Below are 19,852 nucleotides of genomic sequence, written 5' to 3' on the forward strand. Positions count from 1 at the left end.
CAAAAACCGGGTCAAAGGGCACAAAGTCATTGCAGGCATTGAATGTTTTACTTCACATGGCACCATGACGCAGCCAACGATCACATCAGAGCGCGACGCCAGCGGCAATCAAGTGCGCATTTCTGGTGAGTTGCTCACACAATCCCTGCAAACCGTGGAGCATGATTTTGCTGCGGTCCAACCTTGTGGGGGCAAGGTCGTTTTTGATCTGTCCGGCATAGAAGCACTGGATACGGGCGGGGCCTGGCTGGTTGCGGACCTAGGCCGGAGGTTCACGTCAATCGGTGCCACGCTGGAGTTTCAAGGCGTGAAACCCGCACATGCGACACTGATAGACACGGTGACACGCAGCATCCCGGACAAACCCGGCAAGCTTGAGGAGCCTCGCGGTTTTCTGGACTGGGTCGCTCATGTGGGTCAGGGCACATTCGGGGCCTGGAAGGATACCCTGTCGATCCTCGAATTTCTGGGCCTTACCCTGCACCGCTTGTTTCGGACCCTGGTCATGCCGTGGCGCCTGCGCAAAGCGGCCCTTGTCACACATATGGAGGAAACCGGGGTCAAAGCCCTTCCCATCGTGGCCCTGATGGGTTTTCTGATCGGTGTCGTGCTGGCATTTCAGGGTGCGACACAATTGAAACAGTTCGGGGCCGAGATCTTTGTGGTCGAACTGATTTCGATCTCGATTCTGCGAGAGCTGGGAATTTTGCTGACCGCGATTATTGTTGCCGGCCGCTCGGGTTCGGCATTCACGGCCTCGATCGGTTCGATGAAAGTACAGGAAGAGATCGACGCCATGCGGACGCTGGGCCTTGACCCGATCGAGGTTCTTGTCATTCCACGTGTTTTGGCGTTGCTGATCATGCTGCCCATTCTTGGTTTTGTCGCAGATATGGCCGGCCTGTTCGGCGGCGCACTGATGAGCTGGATCGATCTGGGCGTAAGCCCGGGCATGTTTGTCACCCGTTTGAAGGAAAACACCGACGTCTGGCAACTTGCGGTTGGGTTGATCAAGGCACCGTTCTTTGCGCTGGTCATCGGGGTCATCGCATGCTGGCAGGCCTTGCAGGTCAAAGGGTCGGCCCAGAGTGTGGGGCAGCGTACAACCGCATCGGTTGTGCAATCCATTTTCATGGTGATTGCAATCGACGCATTGTTTTCGATTTTCTTTTCCGAAATCGGAATCTGACATGAACGACGGCACGCAACACGAAACGGAACAGATCGCATCGCAGCGTGACGCCGTGATCCGCGTTCGCGGTCTCAGGAACCAATTCGGAACGCAGGTGGTTCATGACGATCTGAACCTTGATGTCTGGCGTGGCGAGGTTCTGGGCATCGTTGGCGGGTCCGGAACCGGAAAATCCGTTTTGCTTCGTACGATTGTGGGTCTGAACAAACCAGCCGCCGGCAGTATCGAAGTGCTGGGCGTGGATGTCTTAAACGGCCCTGAAGAAGATCGCCGCAGGATCGAACGCCACTGGGGCGTGGCCTTTCAGGACGGCGCGCTGTTTTCATCGCTGACCGTATTGCAAAACGTGATGGCCCCACTTCGAGAACATACGGGCATCAGTGAAAAACTGATGGAATCGCTGGGTGCGTTGAAGATCAGCCTTGTGGGTCTGCCCCAGCTGAGTTGCGGCAAGTTTCCATCGGAACTGTCGGGCGGCATGCGAAAGCGCGCCGCGCTGGCACGGGCATTGGCGCTTGATCCCGAAATCGTTTTTCTGGATGAGCCGACCGCAGGATTGGACCCGATTGGCGCGGCTGCATATGATGAACTGATCGGCGAATTGCAGCAGGCCCTCGGGTTGACTGTTTTCATGGTCACCCATGATCTGGACAGCCTTTACGCCATCTGTGACCGAATTGCAGTGCTTGCAGAAAAACGCGTGCTGGTTGAAGGTCCGATTGAGGATATGACCAAAGTGGATCATCCTTGGGTACAGGAATACTTCACAGGCCCCCGCGCCCGCGCGGCGCAACAGAAGGGTCAGGACAGGTAAAGGCGATGGAAACCAGAGCAAATTACATCCTGATCGGCGCGTTCACCCTTGCGGGGCTGTTGGGCGTATTCGGCTTTTTCCTGTGGTTGGCGAAATTCGAAGTGACCCGCCAATACGCTTATTACGATGTATTGTTCGATAATGTCTCGGGGCTTTCGGCGGCGGGCGGGGTGAATTTCAACGGCCTTCCTGTTGGGCAGGTGATCTCTCTGAACCTGGACGAGGACGATCCCTCCAAGGTTCGCGTGCGAATAGAAGTGGATGCAGATATTCCGATCACCGAAGAAACGATCGCCCAGCTTCAATCGCTGGGTGTTACCGGCGTCGGTTACGTTGAACTTACCGGCGGGTCACCGACTGCCAAAAGGCTGCCGCAAGACAGCGTGATCAAAAGCAAGCGCAGCACCATCCAGTCATTGTTTGAAGGCGCACCAAAAGTGCTGGACGAGGCCGTTACACTTCTGGAAAGCCTGAACAAGGTCGTCGACGACAAGAACCGGCAAGCCGTGAGCAGCATTCTGGACAACCTTGCCTCTGCGACCGGCCGGCTGGACAAAACATTGACAAGCTTTGAATCCGTGGCCAGCGACATTGGCAGTGCAGCCAAGGATATTGGTGAATTTTCAAAACGTCTGGACCCTTTGATCGAAACGGCGGATACGACCCTCAAGACCGGCACGGACACGCTCAATTCGGTCAAGTCCGCGTCCGAGTCAGCCAGGGCTGCGCTGGACGAAGTGAAAACGACGATCGAAACGGCAGACCGCATCTTGCAGCAGGACGTTCGACCTTTCATCGAACGCGGGTCGCAACTGGCCGAACGGTTGACCCTCTTGTCGGATGAAGGCAGCGTCACTTTGGGGATCGTGAACGAGACCGTGTTGAACGCCAACACGACACTTGGTTCGATCACATCTGCAATGGACACGGCCAAAGGTGCGCTGTCTTCGGCGGAAACGGCCTTTGAATCAGCCAACCGCGTTATGGAAGAAGACGTGGCGCCCGTTGCGGAAGATATCCGGAAGGCGGCCAACCAGGTCACCGAAACAGTCTCGAACATCACCGGTAAGATCGATCAGATTTCAGACGATGTCCTGAGCGCTTCGAACTCTGCCTCAGAGCTGCTGGGGACAATTGACGGCATCGTTCAGACCAACCGCCGGCAGGTGTCAGACTTCCTGCGCGTGGGTCTGCCGCAATTTATCCGCTTCGTCGAAGAATCCCAACGCCTGGTAATCAGCCTCGACCGTCTGGTGGACAAGGTCGAACGTGATCCTGCGCGGTTTCTGCTGGGCACCCAAGCATCGGAGTTCCGTCAATGATCAAGCCTGCACTTGCAATTCTGACGTTTGCATTGGTCGGTGGATGTGCCGGGTTGGGCACTTTGAAACAAGCCGCGAAACCCAACGATCTGTATCTATTGACACCCAAAAGCACGTTTTCGTCAGCGCTGCCGAGAATACAGAAACAGATCGTTGTTGAAGAACCAACGGCAACCGCCGCGGTGAACACGGATCAGATCGCCATTCAGCCCACCCCGTTTCAGGTTCAGTATTTGCCACGGGCGCGATGGGTGGATCGCGCACCCCTGATCGTTCAGACGCTGTTGATCGAAAGCTTTGAGAACTCTGGCAAAGTCGCTGCCGTCGGCCGTTCAACGGTTGGTCTGCGCGCTGATTACGTGATCGCACCGGACCTGCGCGAGTTTCAGGGCATCGTTGTCGCGGATCCCGAGAACGGAGACAAAATCCGTATCGAAGTGCGCATGAACATCAAGGTCATCGATGAATACGACGACAAGATTATCGCTTCGAATTCGTTTCAGGAAAATGTCGTTGCCGCAAGCGACCAGACATCAGATCTGATCAAAGCGTTTGATTTGGCCTTGGGGCGCGCAATGCGGGATTCTGTTGAATGGAGCATTCGCAGGATCAACACGCATGTGGCCAACAATCCCAGATCGAACCCCAGTTGAGTTAAGCCAAGTGTCAAAACGGTGAGCGCGGGCGCAGTTCGCCCTCGCCTGTTCTGGGTGAACGGCTGTTAACGGATCGGGTCTCAGAAACGAGATGCCGAAGCGCGCTCCCAATCCGCCGCGAATTCCTCGGGAACCACATCTGCCAGCAGCGCACCATCCTCCAGATAGGTGTAAAGCTCGCCATAGGTGCGCTCATGCTCGTCCGCCGTGCGCCGCAAAATGTCGCGTGGATGCAGCTCGGAAACTTTTTCCTTTCCCATCGCACCCAAGAGTTCGCGGAAACTTTCCAGTGTTGCGTCGTGATACCGGTGAACGCGCCGCCGCTTTTGCGGGATGTTCACCGCGCGCCCGCGAACTGGATCCTGGGTGGCGACCCCGGACGGGCAACGGTTAGTGTTGCAATGCAAGGCCTGAATGCAGCCCACCGCAAACATCATCGCCCGTGCCGCATTGCACATATCCGCACCAAGCGCGAATTTCTCGACCATGTCGTATCCGGTCGCCACTTTGCCCGCACAAATGATCCGGATCTTGTCGCGCAGCCCTACACCACGCAGGCAATTGTTTACAAAAATAAGCGCCTCGTTCAGGGGCATGCCCAGACGGTTGGTGAACTCGACCGGGGCCGCGCCGGTACCCCCTTCTGATCCGTCAATGGTGATGAAGTCCGGCAAAATCCCTGTCTCGAGCATGGCCTTGCAGATCGACATGAACTCGGACGGGTTGCCAATACACAATTTGAAGCCGACAGGTTTGCCGCCGGACATTTCGCGCAGATGCTGAACAAAATGCATCAACCCCGAAGGCCCTTCAAAGGCACTGTGAGTTGGGGGGGAAATCACATCCTGATGCTCGGGCACCCCGCGGATTTCGGCAATTTCGGCATCGACCTTGGCAGCGGGAAGAACGCCCCCATGCGCAGGTTTGGCACCTTGGGACAATTTGATTTCGATTGCCTTGACCACATCCTTTGTGGCCCTTTCGGCAAACTTGTCCTTGTCAAACCCGCCTTCCGGCGTTCGACATCCAAAATAGCCCGTCCCAATCTGCCAGATGATGTCGCCGCCTTCGACCAGATGGTGAGGAGACAACCCGCCTTCACCGGTATTATGGGCAAAGCCTCCGTCCTTTGCCCCGCCGTTCAGCGCGCGGATGGCGTTGGCGCTCAGCGCGCCGAAGCTCATGGCAGAAACATTGAGACGCGAGGCGCTGTACGGCTTCGTGCATTGTGGCCCGCCCAACATGACGCGATCTTCGCTTTTGTCCACATGTTTGGGCGCAAGCGAATGATTTGCGCGGTGATATCCAACCTCGTTTATGTCGTATTGCGTTCCGAAGGCCTGCGTATCCATCTGGCCCTTGGCGCGGGAATAGACCAGCCCGCGTACGATCCGGTTGTAAGGTCGGCCGCTTTCGTTGGTTTCAACGAAATACTGTCGAATTTCCGGGCTGACGAATTCAAGCATGTACCGGAAATGCCCCAGAACCGGATAGTTGTTCAGAACATTGTGCTTGGTAGTCAAAACATCATAAAGGCCGATGACCGCGTAGGGCACCAAGATGACCAAAAGCCAATGTACGGGCGGCCAGAAGAACCCCAACAGCAACACGAGCGGCAGGCAGACATAGCTCAGAAAATAGTAGATCCTGCGTACAATCATGTTCCTGTCTCCTCGTGTTTCCGACCGGCAGTTGCGGGTTCCAACAGCACTCAACGTGAAACAGATTGATTTTTAATTGCAAGCTTTCGCGGGAATTTATCCGCCCGAAGACGAAAACGTGAAAACGCGTTACGTTGGCTCAACAGTTGAACAGGGTGTCGCCAGTGGATATGCCACGCATACCAGAAGACGACAGGCATTCACTTGACAAAGACGCATTCCCAACACCGGCGCGACCGAAAGAGCCTTATGTTTCTCGCCGTCTTTGCCGGAGGGGCGCTGGGATCGTTGTTGCGCGAAGTTTTCGCGCTGGAAATCCCCGGCCTCAGTTTCCTCACGTCGACCTTCGGCATCAACGTGGCGGCCTGTTTCGTCTTGGGGTGGCTGTATTCAATACGCCACAAGGTGCACGCGCATGTGCTGCATCTGGGCGCGGTCGGATTTTGTGGTGGGTTGTCCACCTTTTCGTCTTTTGTAGCTGATCTGGAACGTATTGCCGAAAGTGATCTTTGGGCCGTGCCGCTTGCTGTCGGGTTGGAAATCGCTTTCGGCATTGGCGCTGCGCTGGTCGGAGAGAAGCTGGGCAACCGTTTTCATTCCGAGAGGTCACCGTCATGAATGACCTCTATCTGCATGCGATGTTCGGACTGGGCGGAGGCCTGGGGGCGGTCCTGCGTCATTGGCTGGCTTTGAAAGTGCGGCACGATTTGCCCTTTTCAACGTTGATCGTAAATGTACTGGGCAGCCTGCTGCTGGGGATCTGGATCGGCTATCTGGGCGGCCCTGTCGACATCCCCGAGGATCAAAGACGGCTGGTCTTTGGATTCTGCGGCGGGTTCACCACGTTTTCCAGCTTTGCCTATCAGTCTCTTGAACTTCGGCGCGAGCGGACTCTGGTTCTGGCAGCTGGCAATATCCTGATCAGCCTGGCGCTGTGCTGGTTTGCCCTGTGGCTTGGGCTGACCTTGACGCGCTAATGCACATGAGCGGCAACATGTGACCCGGGCTTCGGAGCGCGACAAAAGAAAAGCAATGGAATAGTGGCCAAGGCAAGCAGACCCAGATTGTTGAATACGGTCAAATAGGAAATCATCTCGGCCTGCTTCATGATTTCCTGGCCCAGAATGGCAGCACCTTCAGCGCTGTCTGGCGCAAGGCCAAGCGGGCTCAGATACGCCTGGGCCGCGGGGTTGTACGGCGTCACATTCTGGCTGAGCACTGCCGTATTGGTCTGCAACCCGCGTACAACCCAGGTGCCGACCAGCGAGATGCCAACCGACGATCCCAATTGCCTTGTCACGTTGAACAGACCAGAGGCTTCGTCCTGCCGGCCTTTACTGATGCTCTCGAAAGCCAGTATCGACATGGGCACGAACACAAGACCCATCCCGAGACCGCTGATGGCCCCCGGCCAAGCGAGCTCCCAAAAACCGGCATTGAGGTTGATGGCCCCCATCATGAAATTCCCGACCGCCGTCAGCAACAGACCGATGCCCGCCAGCAAGCGCGGATCAAAGCGGTTTACCAGAACTGCGCCGGTCAGAACCATGGACAGCCCGGCGGTCAGGCCACGCGGAATGAACAGATGGCCCGACGCGATGACTGGGAAATCCAGCAGACTTTGAACAAGCGTCGGCAAAATCGCGATGCCCCCGAACAGAGACACGGCAAAACCCGCGATGATCAGATTGCACAGGGCAAAGTTTCGATCTGCGAACAGACGCAGGTCCACAACCGAATTGCGAGAGGTCAACGCGTGAAAAATGAAACCAAACGCCCCGATAACTGCTGCGATCACGGCCACCTGGATGACGCGGGACGACATCCAGTCCAGTGTCTCGCCTTGATCCAGAACGAATTGAAGGCACCCGATTCCAAGAGCCAGCAGAGCAAGGCCTTTCCAATCGATCTGAACCTCCTCGGTTTTGTCTTCCGGCAATTCTCCGGCCAGCAGAAGTAGTGCAAGGGCCGCCACGGGAACGTTGACAAAGAAGACCATCCGCCAGGAAAAATATTCGGTCAGGATCGCACCGACCGTTGGCCCCAGAACCGGCGCCACCACGACGCCCAGACCGAAGATGGCCATTGCCTGTCCGCGCTTTTCCCGCGGGAAGGCATCGAACAGAATGGACTGGGACAAAGGGATCAGGAAAGCGCCGAACATGCCCTGAGCCAGCCGAAAGGCAACGATGACCTCAAGGCTCCAGGACATGCCGCACATCATCGACATGACGGCAAAACCAGTCACCGCCGTCAGGATCAACCGTCGTCGGCCCACGCGTCGGGCGACGAACCCTGTCAACGGCATGATGACCACCGCGGAAACGATATAGCTGGTCAGAATCCATGTCGCCTGATCGGTCGTCGCCCCGAATGCGGCCTGGATATGCGGCAACGCCACATTGACAATCGTACTGTCCAAGACTTCCAGAATGGCGCTGAGAACAACGGCGATCACGATCACCATGTTCACATGGCCGGACGCCGCAGGGGTCATTTGCCGTCCACCGGACCTGTTGTATCTATGACAACTTTGCTGCTGCCTCCGACACGCAAGGGCGCATCGGTCGGGTCAAGCTCGATCCGAACCGGAAATCGCCGGGTGACCTTGACCCAATTCCCGCTCGCGTTTTCCGAGGGCAACAAGGAAAACGTGTCCCCGGACCCTCGCCCGATTGACGCCACCTTACCTGTAAGCGTCGTCCCAGGGAGCATATCGACACGTATCGTGACTGGCTGCCCCGGACGAATGCGCGTCAATGCGGTTTCTTTGAAGTTCGCGTCCACCCACCAATCGGACGATTCGACAATCGAAAATTGCGGGGCATTGGCGGACACCGAGGATCCGGGGCGAAGGGTCAGATTGGCGATCCATCCGTCGGCCGCGGCATGGATCTTGGTCCAGGCAAGGTTGGTTTCCGCTATTTCAAGCTGTGCACGCGCAGACAGGATATCATCCTGTTTCGCCTGCAACCCACTTTTCAGTGCCAAAAGGCTGGACTGGCTCGTCGTCAACCTAGCAGAGGCTTGGGCGAAATCCGAGGCCGTCTGATCCAGCGATGCCTGTGCGACATCGCCTGATGCAAACAGGGCTTTCGCACGTTCAAAACTCTTCAATGCAGTATCGTAGGCCGATTGGGCGCTGTCCACCGAAGCCTCTGCCGCCGCAATCTGTGTGGAATAGGATTTGGCCTGTTGTATCGCACTGTCCAGATTGGCTTTAGCTGCATCCACCGAAGCCTTGAATTGAGTGTCGTCGATCGTGAAAAGCAGATCGCCGTTTTTCACGGGCTGGTTTTCTATCACATGTACATCGGCCACCTGCCCTGTCACCTGCGCAGCGACATAAATGATGTTCGCGCCCAGATATGCATCCTGAGTGGACGGGTAGCGCTCTTCGTGCCTCCAGAACAGAACAAGACCGACTGTAATTGCTGCAAGTATCAAAGCCACGGCTGCGATTTTGAGTGGCTTCATTTTCGTATCCCTTTCTGCACACGACCCATGAGCATCACATCACATGCATGTGCATTCGTATTGCCAGATTGCCCAGCACCCAGACCGTTCCAAAAATCATGATCAACAGAACCATCGTGGAAAACAGAACCAGATGCAGGTCTTCACGACTGCTGCGCCGGCGATCGATGTGCAGGAAATAAACAAGTTGCAGAACAAGTTGGGCCAGACCCAGCAATCCAATTGTCAGGTAAACACCGGGGGTTTCGATCCCAAACAGATGGGCCACGCCGAAGGTCGCAAAAGTCAACAGCAGCGAACCACCGTATCCGATCACATAGCGCCGACGCTCGCGACGGTGCATTTCAGAGCGCTTATCCATAGGTCAGACCTCCGAAATAAACGATGGTGATGATCCCGATCCAGATCAGGTCCAGAAAATGCCAGAACAGTGCCAACCGCACCACACGCGAGATAATGACGTCCGTCATCCCTTTCACGCGCAGCTGAATACCCAGAACGATCAGCCACAGGCACCCTGCGGCGACGTGCAGACCATGCAGCGGAACAAGTCCGAAGAAGGCCGACAAGAAACCGCTGCGCTGCGGAATGCCACCTTGTTCCGCCATGGCCATGAAATCACGCACCTCCAGCACCAGGAAGCTGATGCCCAGAAAAAGCGTGACGCCAAACCACAAGACAATGCGAGCGCGCGACAGATTGTATTTCAGCGCCAGCATGGCAAGGCCAACCGTCAGGCTGCTTGTCAACAGGATGAGCGTCTGCGCAAAGACGCTTTTGAGATCAAACAGCTCGTGCGGGCCGGGACCACCGGCCTGTGCATCGATCATCGTGATGTAAATCGCAAACATCAGGCCGAAATAGACCAGGTCGCTCATCAAAAAGACCCAGAACCCGAAGGTGACGACCTCGGTCGCCTTGTGAGCACTCGCGTGACGTTCCCCCAGGTTGATACCCGGATAGCTGTGGGTGGGCGCGCGCTTCATGTCACCGCCTCCAGATCGGGGCGGGCGAGGCCGCGATTTTCCGGAGACGTCTCGAAATCGCGATCCACCGCCTTTTCACCGTGAACCAGTGCGAGCCAGGCTTCGTGATCCTTGCGCACTTCTTCCGCCGGTATGGTCAGCTCGGTACTGTCGTCGAACGTCCATACGATCACCGCCAGGATCATCAGAACCGTCATCAATGCAGCTAACCACCAGATCCACCAGACCAGCGCGAACATCCAGATACCACTCATGACACACAGAACGAAACCAATGCCTGTATTGCGCGGCAAATCGATATCTTCATAGGCGTCGGGCGTTGGGTAGGCTGCCCCCTTTTCCTTTGCTGCCGCAAAATCATCCCGGTCCGTAACGGTTGGGATGATCGCAAAGTTGTACGGCGGCGGCGGCGACGGGATAGACCATTCCAACGTCCGCCCATCCCATGGATCTCCAACGGGAACGCAGGTCTTTTCGCGGTCGCGGATGCTGACCCAAAGTTGGATCAGAACCGAGAGCAACGCGCAGGTAATCACCAGCGCCCCGACGATCGCCACCATCATGAAGGGATGGAAAGATGGGTCATCATAGCTGAAAGAACGGCGCGGCATCCCCATCAGCCCGACGAAATAAAGCGGCATGAAGGTCAGCAAAAACCCTATGTTCCAGAGGGCGACAGTCACGCGGCCCCAGAATTCGTTCAGGCGAAATCCGAATGCCTTGGGGAACCAGTAGTTATAGGCGGCCAAAAGTCCAAACAGCACACCCGGCAACAGTACGTTGTGAAAGTGGGCCACCAGGAACAATGTATTGTGTACCTGATAATCCACGGTCGGATTGGCCAGGATCACCCCGCTCAAGCCACCAATCACGAACAACATCAAAAATGCCAATCCATACAGCATCGGCACCGAGAATCGGATGCGCCCCCGCCACAAAGTCGCCATCCAGTCATAGACTTTTACACCGGTGGGGATGGCGATCAGCATGGTTGCGATGCCAAAAACGGCGTTGATCAGGGCGCTCTGCCCCATGGTGAAGAAGTGGTGCAGCCAGACGGTAAACGACAGAACCGCGATCGACATCGTAGCGATGACGAGCGAGTTGTAGCCGTAGAGCCTCTTGGCCGAAAAAGTCGCAAAAACTTCGGAGTAGATGCCGTAAGCGGGCAGAACCAGCAGGTAAACCTCGGGGTGGCCGAACAGCCAGAACAGATTGGCGTAGTTCATCATATTGCCGCCGAGGTCATTGGTGAAAAAGTGGAAGTCCAAATAGCGGTCCGCAGCCAGCAAAAGCGCCGCGACGCCCAACGGCGGCATGGCAAAGACGATCAGGATCGAACTGCATATGATGGTCCAGCAATACATCGGCAGCCGCATGAAGGTCATGCCCGGCGCGCGCATCTTGTAGATCGTAACGGCAAAATTGATACCGGTAAGCGTCGTGCCGACGCCCGAAACAACGATCGCCCAGATCCAGTAGTCCGGCCCAACGCCGGGATTGAAGGCGGCCCCGGTATAAGGTGGGTACGCCGTCCAGCCGCCGGTCGAGAACCGCCCCACGACCAGCGAAACCATAAGCATCATGCCGGAGGACACCGTCAGGCCCAGACTGATCTGGTTCAAGCGTGGGAACGCCACATCCCGCGCCCCGATCATCAGCGGGACGACATAGTTCGCGATGCCAAAGACAAAGGGCACCGCGACAAAGAAAATCATGATCGTGCCATGGGTACTGAACAGCTCGGCGAAATGTTCGGCTTCCAGGAATCCGTCGCCCGGGCCGGCAGCCTGCTGCGCGCGCATGACAACGCCTTCCAACACGCCGCGCGCCAGCATGACGATGGCAAAGACGACATACATGATCCCTATCTTCTTGTGATCAACACTGGTCAGCCAATCGCGCCAGAGGGGCGTCCACAACCGAAACCAGCTGAGCAGGCTGACCACGACGACAACGCCAACCAAGACGATTGCGGCCGCGGCGTTGGCAACGATCTCATTCGCGTTCGGGTTCTGGATCAACCCTGTGATCGGAAGCGCATCCCAGTTGAGGCGGCCGAGGAATCCTGAATAGGACGGCGTCATTGCTGCACCTCCTGCCCGAAGGATGCCGTTCCCGGCTGTTGATCCACCGGCAGTGCTTTGCCGCTGTGATAGCGGTGCAGGATCGTTTGAAACAAATCTTGTTCCATCGTGAAGTACAGCGCGTCCTTTGGCATCTTGTCGGTGCCCAGCGCCGCCTGCACCTCATCCCTGTCTGTCCGCATCGCGAGCATCTGATACGTTTCCGGGTCCAGTCGGATACCATTTTCGCGGACTTTCTGGGCCCAGCTTTCAAATTCATCACTGTGCATGGCAACGGTACGAAATTTCTGTTTGGTAAAACCCCGCCCGTTGTACTGCGTGTTCTCGCCTTGCATGACCTCGGGGACGTCCGCGACCAGATGCAGTTGCGTGGTCATTCCCGGCATCGCGTAAATCTGGCCTGCCAGCGCAGGGATCACGAAGGATTGCATGACGGTATCGGTGGTCAGAGTCATGGCCACTTGCCTTTTGGTGGGAATGCCGAACTCGCCCACACTGGCGATACCAAGATCGGGATAGATGAACAGCCACTTCCAATCCAGCCCGACAACCTGCACGCGCAAGGCCGGATCTTCACCAAACGCCGACGCGTACGGATCAAGCCGATGGGTGGCCTTCCAAAGGTAGAACGACAGGAGCGCCACAATCACAACGGGCACACCCCACATGAGGAATTCCAGTTTCGCGGAAAAATCCCAATCCGGTCGGTAAGCTGCGTGGCTGTTCCTTCGGCGGCGATAACGAAACGCGATCAACGGCACCAGTATCAGCACAGGGATAACAGCCACCATGATCAAAGCGGTCGCCCGCAGCAGATGCGTTTTCTGGATGGCGGCAATAGGTCCTTGCGGATCCATAAAACTGTCGCTGGCGGCAACCATTTGCGGCATCGACACAAACAGGATCAACGCCATCGCGAGCCGAGGGACTGGATTGGGCATTTTTACTTGTGCCACAACTGACTGCCCTTTCCTCAAACAAAATATCATTCGACTATCGACAAGTGCGTGAATTTTCTCAAGAGTTTTTCAAACCACAAATTGCTCAAGTCTAACCCGATTCAACTTCGGGTATATAGAACCAAGGATGCGCGGTATCTTCCCATTGACTTGCAATCCCAACCGGGACAGACAAAATGAAGATGCGTATTCTGGTATTCTCTTTCGGGTTGATCCTGCTCTTTCAGCCCTCGTTGGCGCAGGATCGTGCGGCGATCGAACGCCAGTTTCAGTCGTGGTTGCAGGAAACCGTTTGGCCCCGGGCAAAGGCCAAAGGTGTGACACGCGAGACGTTGCAACAAGCCTTCTCTGACGTGACCCTTGACTGGAAATTGCCGGATCTGGTGCCACCGGGAAGCGCGCGCATAACTCCCAAGGTCCAGAAACAGGCCGAGTTTGGCTCACCCGGTCGTTATTTCAATCCGGGGTCGGTGCAAGGCGCAACATCGGCAGGACGTAGAATGGCACGGCGCCATGCCGCAACTCTGGCGGCGGTCGAAGCCGAAACCGGCGTTCCTGCCCGCATTATTCTGGCGGTCTGGGGAAGAGAGAGCGGATACGGACAGGTTCCGATCCGGCATGATGCTTTCAGGGTACTGTCGACCAAGGCCTTCATGAGCACCCGTGCAGACTATTTCACAACCGAACTTGTTGCCGCCCTGCAAATCGCAGAGGCAGGGCACCAGCCCGCCCGGCAAATGAAAAGCAGTTGGGCTGGCGCTTTGGGTCAGCCTCAATTCATGCCGTCCAACTACTTGTCTTATGCTGTCGACGGCAACGGCGACGGGGCGGCTGATATATGGGGGTCACCCGAAGATACGATTGCTTCAATCGGAAACTACCTCATGAAGCACGGTTGGGTCACCGCACGGGACTGGGGGTTCGAGGTTGTCGTACCCCAAAATGTCTCTTGCGCTTTGGAAGGCCCCGATCAGGGGCGACCTATTCAGGACTGGGTTGAGATGGGTGTACGTCGCGTCTCGGGCAACCCCTTTCCGGCCCATGAGCTGCGTGGTGACGGGTATCTGATGATGCCGGCAGGACGATATGGTCCAGCTTTTCTGGTTACGCCAAACTTCTACGTTCTGAAGGAATACAACAAAAGCGACCTGTATGCCTTGTTTGTCGGCCATGTTGGCGACCGTATTCAATACGGAATCGGCGATTTCAATGGCGCTTGGGGAAAGGTCGGCGGGCTGTACAGATCCGATATTGCCAAGATGCAGCAGGCGTTGGAACAAAAAGGGCATGATGTCGGAGGGGTCGATGGGCTGCCGGGGTTCAAAACGCGTCGTTCGATAGGTCGATGGCAAGAGACCGTGGGCATCGAACAGACCTGCTTTCCGGATGCGCTGATGAAAACAAGCCTGGCCCCGTGAGGCAAACCAAGGTGTCCAGCCGACTCTGACATCCGGCCTGCTCATCGATCCAATGTGCAACAATCAGGCGTTCCCAGAACCTATCTATGGAACCGCGTGACAATTGTTGCTCATTCGAGAACAGAATTTGAAAGGGCAAATCAAAAACTCGGATGCGTTGATCAAGGCGGTCAGCCGGCCTTTTGCCAAGGAAGATACTCTGTCCGTCTGCACCCTTTGACGCGGCTTGTCCTTCAAGCCGTTTGCTTCCGAAAAGAGGGTTGTGGGCGACTTTGGGCGGGTTGCGGTTTTCCGCGTCGGAAAACCACGCAAAAATAACATGATAAGCGGCGCGGCAAGATAGTCGGGTCGGTTCTGAGAAAGCCGTGAGCTGCGAGACACGCCGCGAAGAACAAGCCTATGAGTTTTTCGTGATGGACCGGCGGTGATGTGTCCCGCTCTACGCCTTGCAGTCAGCCAATGATCCAAACACCTTGTGCACAAGTATTGTATTGATACCGCATCAGACCGGGCTTTTGACTCCTCCTTGGCAAGGTGGCACGATTTGACTGATAGCAGCCTGATCCATCAGGCATCATTGATTGACAGGGTATTGCAGCCTATGAGGACATTCCGGACATTTTCTGCTCTGCTGGCAAAACTTGATAATTGAGAGGCACCATGACACGCAAAGTTACCAAAGCGGTTTTTCCAGTAGCGGGCATGGGAACGCGTTTTTTGCCAGCAACCAAATCCGTTCCGAAAGAAATCATGACGCTGGTGGATCGTCCGCTGGTGCAATATGCGATTGACGAGGCCCGTGCAGCCGGGATCAAGGAGTTCATTTTTGTAACATCACGCGGGAAATCCGCGCTGGAAGATTATTTCGACCACAACCTGGTGCTGGAGCAGGAGTTGAAAGCCAAAGGCAAAAACAAGCTTCTGGACGTGCTGAACAAAACGAATATGGAAAGCGGCGCGATCGCTTATATCCGCCAGCACAAAGCTCTGGGGCTGGGACACGCGGTCTGGTGCGCCCGGCGGCTGATCGGCGACGAACCATTTGCCGTCATGCTGCCTGACGATGTCATCGCCGCCGACAAACCCTGTCTGCAACAGATGATCGAGGCCTACGAAGACACCGGTGGCAATATGGTCGCAGCGATGGAAGTTCCGAAGGAAAAGACGAGCTCTTACGGCGTGCTCGATGTTGGCGACAATATCGGGTCTGTCGTCCCCACCAGAGGCATGGTTGAAAAGCCTGACCCATCGGAAGCACCATCCAATCTGGCGGTCATCGGTCGATACGTGCTTCGGCCGTCCGTTTTGAACAACCTCAACGCAAAAAAAGCCGGAAGCGGCGGCGAAATCCAGCTGACCGACGCCATCGCCCAGGACATTGCCGCCGGAGTGCCGGCCTACGGTTATAAATTCGACGGTCAGCGTTTTGATTGCGGTTCAAAATCAGGCTTTCTGCAAGCCACCGTTGCTTTTGCTCTTGCCCGCGAAGACCTGCGCGATGATCTGAGCCAATATCTGAATGACATTGTCGCCACGGGGAAAGCTGCTCAGTAGCCACAGATTGTTTTACTTGACTAAAAACAAGGCACGTGCGTGACCAGTACAGTCTAACCCGTCATTCTTTGCGGAGGCTCGGGAGCACGTTTGTGGCCCCTGTCACGCAAAAGCTATCCCAAGCAATTCGTTCCTCTGGTCGGCGAAACAAGCCTGTTGCAGAATTGCGCGGAACGGATGCTCGGTCCTTCTCAGGCACCGTAAGCAAAGCCACTTGTTCTGACCAACGAGGCTTTTCGCTTTATTGTCCCGGAACAATTGATGGCCGTCGGAATTGACCCCGGGCCAATTCTGATCGAGCCCGAAGGTCGAAACACCGCCCCCGCTGTTCTTGCCGCAGCCTTGTATCTGGCGGCGCGAGATTCCGATGGCATCATGCTGGTGGCGCCGTCTGATCACGTGGTTCCGGACATGGACGCCTTTCATCAAGCCGTTGCCGAAGGCGTACGGGCAATAAGTGAACGGCGCGATCTGGTTACCTTTGGCATCACTCCGACGCACCCGGAAACCGGATACGGCTATCTCAAACTCCGCCATCCGCCGGATACGACCCATGAGGCTGTCCCATTGGATCGTTTTGTGGAAAAACCTGACCGCAAAACGGCCGAGGCGATGCTGTCGGATGGCAGCTATCTTTGGAACTCGGGGATCTTCCTGTTTGCAGTTCGCGATATCCTGGCAGCCTTTGGACAGCACGAGAGCGAACTGATCCCGCCGGTTCAAAAGGCCGTTTCCGAGGCAAAAACGGATTTGGGATTTCTTCGACTGGACCCAGCGGCATGGGCGGGTGTGGAAGACATTTCAATAGACTACGCAGTGATGGAAAAGGCCCTGAACCTGAGCGTGGTGCCTTATTCCGCTGGCTGGTCCGATGTCGGAAGCTGGACCGCGGTTCAAGAGCTGTCGAACCCCGATGAAGACGGTGTGGCGACCAACGGAGAAGTAACGGCAATCGACTGCCGCAATGCACTGATACGGTCCGAGTCGCCGGCGCAGGAAGTCGTGGCAATGGGTTTGGAAAACGTAATTGCCATTGCGATGCCCGATGCGGTTCTGGTCGCGAGCATGGACAACGCCCAGGACGTGAAACAGGCCGTTGCAGCGCTGAAGGCCAAAGGGGCGAAGCAGGCAGAATCCCTGCCGTTGGATCATCGTCCGTGGGGCTGGTTCGAAAGCCTTGTGATCGGAGACAGGTTTCAGGTCAAACGCATCCATGTGCATCCCGGTGCGTCGCTCAGCCTGCAATCTCACCATCATCGTTCCGAGCATTGGATCGTGGTTGAAGGCACGGCCAAGGTCACCATCGGTGATCAAGAGCGTTTGGTGACCGAAAACCAATCCGTCTATATCCCGCTGGGAGCGACACACCGAATGGAAAACCCCGGGAAAGTTCCCATGGTTTTGATCGAGGTTCAGACTGGCACCTATTTGGGTGAAGACGACATCATCCGATACGACGACATCTACGCCCGAGATTGATTCTCGGGCATTGCTCTGCACGGGAACACCCATCGGCGGGTTCTTCGCAGACACCAGAATCTTACCAAAATCTTCCCTGGGCGGTCGGCCCGGTCAGACAGGATTGACGCGCTTTGCGGCAGGGTAGCGCGCAACCGAAGCTTCGGACCGACGCCACAGGAGGACCCCCGTGTCACAAACATCCCCCCGATTGAACCTGCCTTTGCTGCAACCGGCACAGGCGCAAAAACACGTTACCCACAACGAAGCCCTGAGACGGCTCGATCTGGTCGTGCAACTCTCGGTACGGTCAACAGATTCCGGGACACCTCCTGTTGTTCCCGCGCAAGGCGAAGTTCATGCTCTTGGAGCCAACCCGACCGGGGACTGGGCAGGGCATGCCGGTGAACTTGCCGCCTGGCTGGACAACGCCTGGCATTTCGTTACCCCCGACATTGGCTGGCGCGCCTGGGATGAAGCGGCCGGAGATCTGAAATTCTGGACAGGAACAGCCTGGGCCCCCCTGCCTGTCAGCACTCAGAACCTGGACGGAGTCGGGGTTGCGACCAATTCAGACAGTACGAACCGTTTGTCCGTTCGCAGCCCGGCGACCTTGCTGAGCCACGAAGGCGGCGGGCATCAGCTGAAGATCAACAAAGCCAGCGCAGGTGATACCGCGTCGCTGTTGTTCCAATCGAACTGGACGGGTCACGCGGAAATGGGACTGTCTGGCTCAACCGAATTTTCCATCAAAGTGTCTCCTGACGGAGGCAACTGGACTGAAGCGATGACCTTTGATCCCGTAGCCGGAACCGTGTCGGGGGCAGCTGTTCAGGCCGATGCCAGCGATACGACTTCGGGCCGACTGATGCGCGCCGACTACGGATACGGCCCTGGAAACCTTCTTGGAACAGTGGCGGAAAACGCAGGTGTTCCGACCGGCGCTGTCATTGAGCGCGGCAGCAACGCCAACGGAGATTATGTGCGGTTTGCCGACGGCACTCAGATCTGTACGGCCACGCTTGCGCCCGTGGCGTGTACGACTGCTGAGGGTGCTCTTTTCAAAAGCGGCCCAATAACCTGGGATTTTCCGGCTGACTTTTCGACGCCCCCGAACCTGAGCGGCACCGGAGGCGTTGCAACCCGATTTACCGGGTTTGATACACCTTCGTCGTCCCAATCGACATTCATTGTCTTCTCGGCGATCTCGGATGCGGCAGCCTTGGCGCCATCCGTCACAGCAATTGGTCGCTGGTTCTGACAGGCAGGGCCGCCTGGATACCGGAACAGGCGGCCAATCCGACCGCAGATCGGTTGAGACCCGTTCCGCGTTTACCCGCGCCACCGGGTTTGCAGCCCTTCATCACGCCGAAAAGCAGGATGGTTGCTGGAACCCCTGCTCGCGAAACGCGGCAAACAACGCCTAAAAAAGGTTTGCACACACCTAACATGCACGCCCCCCCGACTGACGTCTCGTACCAAGTCGAATCCCAAAACAGTATTCGTTTTCAATCAATCAGAACCGGTAGGTCGCCCCGATCACCGGCCCGGACTGATGGAACTCGAAATCATTGCCGCCGATCTCATGGTCGAAGGCGATATAGCGATATCCGCCGCGGATCACCCATCTGTCATTGATGGCATAATCCGCCGTCAAAAGAACCTGCCACGTTTCGCTGTCACTGCGGAAGCCGCCATAATCAACGAACCCGGTTCCCGTCCATTTGTCGGAAAAAACGTAACGTATTCTTGCGCCAATGACCGGGTCTACCCAATCGTCGTCAACAACGGTCGTGCGCCCAGGTGCCGAAGCGGACGTTAGTGTGAAATTGGTTTCGGTACTGAACCATCTGAAACCACCGGCAATGTCCAGTTGAACGGAAGGATCTTCATAGACCCGATAGGCCACGTACCCACTTAGGAACTGGGTGGTGAATGATGTGTCGAGAGTGGATCCAGACGGACCGGCACCACTGTTGCTGAAGGATAGATTTGTATAATTGTAGTCAGCAAGCAGGCTCCAACGCCCATTGGATGCCGCAAACGCGCCCATAAAGGCGAAATCCAGGTTGCTCAGAGCGTCAGAAAAACTCAACGTGCCGTCCAATGTCCCTGACGGGGTTTCGATAGACGTTTCCGTTTCAGGCATGAAAAGGTAAATCGTCGCTTCATAGGACCAATCGCTTTGCTGCGCGGAAGCGGTTGTGCCAAACGCCGCAACCAAGGCCAAACCCGCGCCTCTTATTGCCAATTCTGTTTTCATCTCGT

At 56.3% G+C, this 19,852-nt stretch carries 17 protein-coding genes and 1 pseudogene; 10 read left to right on the plus strand and 8 right to left on the minus strand.

What is annotated here, in order from left to right; translation table 11 throughout:
* Window positions 1-64 precede the first annotated feature (64 nt).
* The 4 genes from GOW31_RS10600 to GOW31_RS10615 are packed head-to-tail and all read left to right on the plus strand — an operon-like array spanning window position 65 to window position 3,981.
* The gene (locus tag GOW31_RS10600) at window positions 65-1,189 is read left to right on the plus strand and encodes an MlaE family lipid ABC transporter permease subunit (RefSeq protein ID WP_171169910.1); all 1,125 of its coding nucleotides are present in this window, start codon (window positions 65-67) and stop codon (window positions 1,187-1,189) included.
* Between the two features lies 1 nt (window position 1,190).
* Complete coding sequence (locus GOW31_RS10605) at window positions 1,191-2,006, plus strand: ABC transporter ATP-binding protein (protein WP_171169912.1); 816 nt, start codon at window positions 1,191-1,193, stop codon at window positions 2,004-2,006.
* Between the two features lie 5 nt (window positions 2,007-2,011).
* Entirely contained in the window at window positions 2,012-3,328 is a 1,317-nt protein-coding gene (locus GOW31_RS10610) for an MlaD family protein (protein WP_171117997.1), read from the plus strand.
* Window positions 3,325-3,981, plus strand: coding sequence for an ABC-type transport auxiliary lipoprotein family protein (locus tag GOW31_RS10615; protein ID WP_171117998.1), 657 nt, complete (start codon window positions 3,325-3,327; stop codon window positions 3,979-3,981). Before GOW31_RS10610 ends, GOW31_RS10615 begins: the two co-directional genes overlap by 4 nt.
* 83 nt (window positions 3,982-4,064) lie before the next feature.
* Here GOW31_RS10615 and GOW31_RS10620 read toward each other — a convergent pair whose 3' ends face one another.
* A complete protein-coding gene (locus tag GOW31_RS10620; protein ID WP_171169915.1) occupies window positions 4,065-5,645 on the minus strand; it encodes an FMN-binding glutamate synthase family protein in 1,581 nt (526 codons plus the stop codon).
* 249 nt (window positions 5,646-5,894) lie between these two features.
* Here GOW31_RS10620 and GOW31_RS10625 point away from each other — a divergent pair, with 249 nt between their 5' ends.
* A complete protein-coding gene (locus GOW31_RS10625; protein WP_171169917.1) occupies window positions 5,895-6,263 on the plus strand; it encodes a CrcB family protein in 369 nt (122 codons plus the stop codon).
* On the plus strand, window positions 6,260-6,622 hold the full coding sequence (gene crcB, locus GOW31_RS10630) for a fluoride efflux transporter CrcB (RefSeq protein ID WP_152460498.1): 363 nt from the start codon (window positions 6,260-6,262) through the stop codon (window positions 6,620-6,622). Before GOW31_RS10625 ends, crcB begins: the two co-directional genes overlap by 4 nt.
* On the opposite strand, the gene GOW31_RS10635 is transcribed toward crcB, so the two are convergent.
* From GOW31_RS10635 to GOW31_RS10660, 6 genes are read right to left on the minus strand one after another with little or no spacing between them, the layout of a single operon-like run.
* On the minus strand, window positions 6,619-8,142 hold the full coding sequence (locus GOW31_RS10635; RefSeq protein ID WP_171169919.1) for a DHA2 family efflux MFS transporter permease subunit: 1,524 nt from the start codon (window positions 8,140-8,142) through the stop codon (window positions 6,619-6,621). The two genes, crcB and GOW31_RS10635, sit on opposite strands and share 4 nt — an antisense overlap.
* A complete protein-coding gene (locus GOW31_RS10640) occupies window positions 8,139-9,122 on the minus strand; it encodes an HlyD family secretion protein (RefSeq protein ID WP_171169921.1) in 984 nt (327 codons plus the stop codon). The genes GOW31_RS10635 and GOW31_RS10640 overlap by 4 nt, the downstream gene beginning before the upstream one ends.
* A gap of 34 nt (window positions 9,123-9,156) precedes the next feature.
* Entirely contained in the window at window positions 9,157-9,483 is a 327-nt protein-coding gene (locus tag GOW31_RS10645) for a cytochrome o ubiquinol/quinol oxidase subunit IV (RefSeq protein WP_224856200.1), read from the minus strand.
* Window positions 9,476-10,108 (minus strand): cytochrome c oxidase subunit 3, encoded by a 633-nt coding sequence (locus GOW31_RS10650; RefSeq protein ID WP_171118007.1) that lies wholly within the window; start codon window positions 10,106-10,108, stop codon window positions 9,476-9,478. The genes GOW31_RS10645 and GOW31_RS10650 overlap by 8 nt, the downstream gene beginning before the upstream one ends.
* Window positions 10,105-12,195, minus strand: a complete 2,091-nt coding sequence (locus GOW31_RS10655) for a cbb3-type cytochrome c oxidase subunit I (protein WP_171169922.1) — start codon at window positions 12,193-12,195, stop codon at window positions 10,105-10,107. Before GOW31_RS10655 ends, GOW31_RS10650 begins: the two co-directional genes overlap by 4 nt.
* Window positions 12,192-13,136: a cytochrome ubiquinol oxidase subunit II gene (locus GOW31_RS10660; protein WP_254441689.1), complete on the minus strand. Its 945-nt coding sequence runs from the start codon at window positions 13,134-13,136 to the stop codon at window positions 12,192-12,194. The genes GOW31_RS10655 and GOW31_RS10660 overlap by 4 nt, the downstream gene beginning before the upstream one ends.
* A gap of 194 nt (window positions 13,137-13,330) precedes the next feature.
* Here GOW31_RS10660 and GOW31_RS10665 point away from each other — a divergent pair, with 194 nt between their 5' ends.
* From GOW31_RS10665 to GOW31_RS10680, 4 genes and pseudogenes are all read left to right on the plus strand, one after another.
* The gene (locus GOW31_RS10665; RefSeq protein WP_171169924.1) at window positions 13,331-14,572 is read left to right on the plus strand and encodes a lytic murein transglycosylase; all 1,242 of its coding nucleotides are present in this window, start codon (window positions 13,331-13,333) and stop codon (window positions 14,570-14,572) included.
* Window positions 14,573-15,232: 660 nt separating this feature from the next.
* Window positions 15,233-16,126, plus strand: a complete 894-nt coding sequence (galU, locus tag GOW31_RS10670; protein ID WP_152460504.1) for a UTP--glucose-1-phosphate uridylyltransferase GalU — start codon at window positions 15,233-15,235, stop codon at window positions 16,124-16,126.
* A 63-nt stretch (window positions 16,127-16,189) separates the two neighbouring features.
* A pseudogene (locus tag GOW31_RS10675) lies at window positions 16,190-17,605 on the plus strand (mannose-1-phosphate guanylyltransferase/mannose-6-phosphate isomerase).
* 169 nt (window positions 17,606-17,774) lie between these two features.
* Complete coding sequence (locus GOW31_RS10680) at window positions 17,775-18,845, plus strand: DUF2793 domain-containing protein (protein ID WP_171169926.1); 1,071 nt, start codon at window positions 17,775-17,777, stop codon at window positions 18,843-18,845.
* A gap of 255 nt (window positions 18,846-19,100) precedes the next feature.
* On the opposite strand, the gene GOW31_RS10685 is transcribed toward GOW31_RS10680, so the two are convergent.
* Window positions 19,101-19,847, minus strand: coding sequence for an outer membrane protein (locus GOW31_RS10685; protein ID WP_254430181.1), 747 nt, complete (start codon window positions 19,845-19,847; stop codon window positions 19,101-19,103).
* Window positions 19,848-19,852 lie beyond the last annotated feature (5 nt).

Source organism: Ruegeria sp. HKCCA0370, from assembly GCF_013033705.1.
GTDB lineage: Bacteria > Pseudomonadota > Alphaproteobacteria > Rhodobacterales > Rhodobacteraceae > Ruegeria.

Coding starts and splice junctions, on each gene's coding strand:
- GOW31_RS10640 (WP_171169921.1), bottom strand. CDS start 9,122: ATGAAGCCACTCAAAATCGCAGCCGTGGCTTTGATACTTGCAGCAATT.
- GOW31_RS10620 (WP_171169915.1), bottom strand. CDS start 5,645: ATGATTGTACGCAGGATCTACTATTTTCTGAGCTATGTCTGCCTGCCG.
- GOW31_RS10635 (WP_171169919.1), bottom strand. CDS start 8,142: ATGACCCCTGCGGCGTCCGGCCATGTGAACATGGTGATCGTGATCGCC.
- GOW31_RS10625 (WP_171169917.1), top strand. CDS start 5,895: ATGTTTCTCGCCGTCTTTGCCGGAGGGGCGCTGGGATCGTTGTTGCGC.
- crcB (WP_152460498.1), top strand. CDS start 6,260: ATGAATGACCTCTATCTGCATGCGATGTTCGGACTGGGCGGAGGCCTG.
- galU (WP_152460504.1), top strand. CDS start 15,233: ATGACACGCAAAGTTACCAAAGCGGTTTTTCCAGTAGCGGGCATGGGA.
- GOW31_RS10650 (WP_171118007.1), bottom strand. CDS start 10,108: ATGAAGCGCGCGCCCACCCACAGCTATCCGGGTATCAACCTGGGGGAA.
- GOW31_RS10685 (WP_254430181.1), bottom strand. CDS start 19,847: ATGAAAACAGAATTGGCAATAAGAGGCGCGGGTTTGGCCTTGGTTGCG.
- GOW31_RS10665 (WP_171169924.1), top strand. CDS start 13,331: ATGAAGATGCGTATTCTGGTATTCTCTTTCGGGTTGATCCTGCTCTTT.
- GOW31_RS10610 (WP_171117997.1), top strand. CDS start 2,012: ATGGAAACCAGAGCAAATTACATCCTGATCGGCGCGTTCACCCTTGCG.
- GOW31_RS10660 (WP_254441689.1), bottom strand. CDS start 13,136: ATGCCCAATCCAGTCCCTCGGCTCGCGATGGCGTTGATCCTGTTTGTG.
- GOW31_RS10605 (WP_171169912.1), top strand. CDS start 1,191: ATGAACGACGGCACGCAACACGAAACGGAACAGATCGCATCGCAGCGT.
- GOW31_RS10655 (WP_171169922.1), bottom strand. CDS start 12,195: ATGACGCCGTCCTATTCAGGATTCCTCGGCCGCCTCAACTGGGATGCG.
- GOW31_RS10615 (WP_171117998.1), top strand. CDS start 3,325: ATGATCAAGCCTGCACTTGCAATTCTGACGTTTGCATTGGTCGGTGGA.
- GOW31_RS10600 (WP_171169910.1), top strand. CDS start 65: ATGACGCAGCCAACGATCACATCAGAGCGCGACGCCAGCGGCAATCAA.
- GOW31_RS10645 (WP_224856200.1), bottom strand. CDS start 9,483: ATGGATAAGCGCTCTGAAATGCACCGTCGCGAGCGTCGGCGCTATGTG.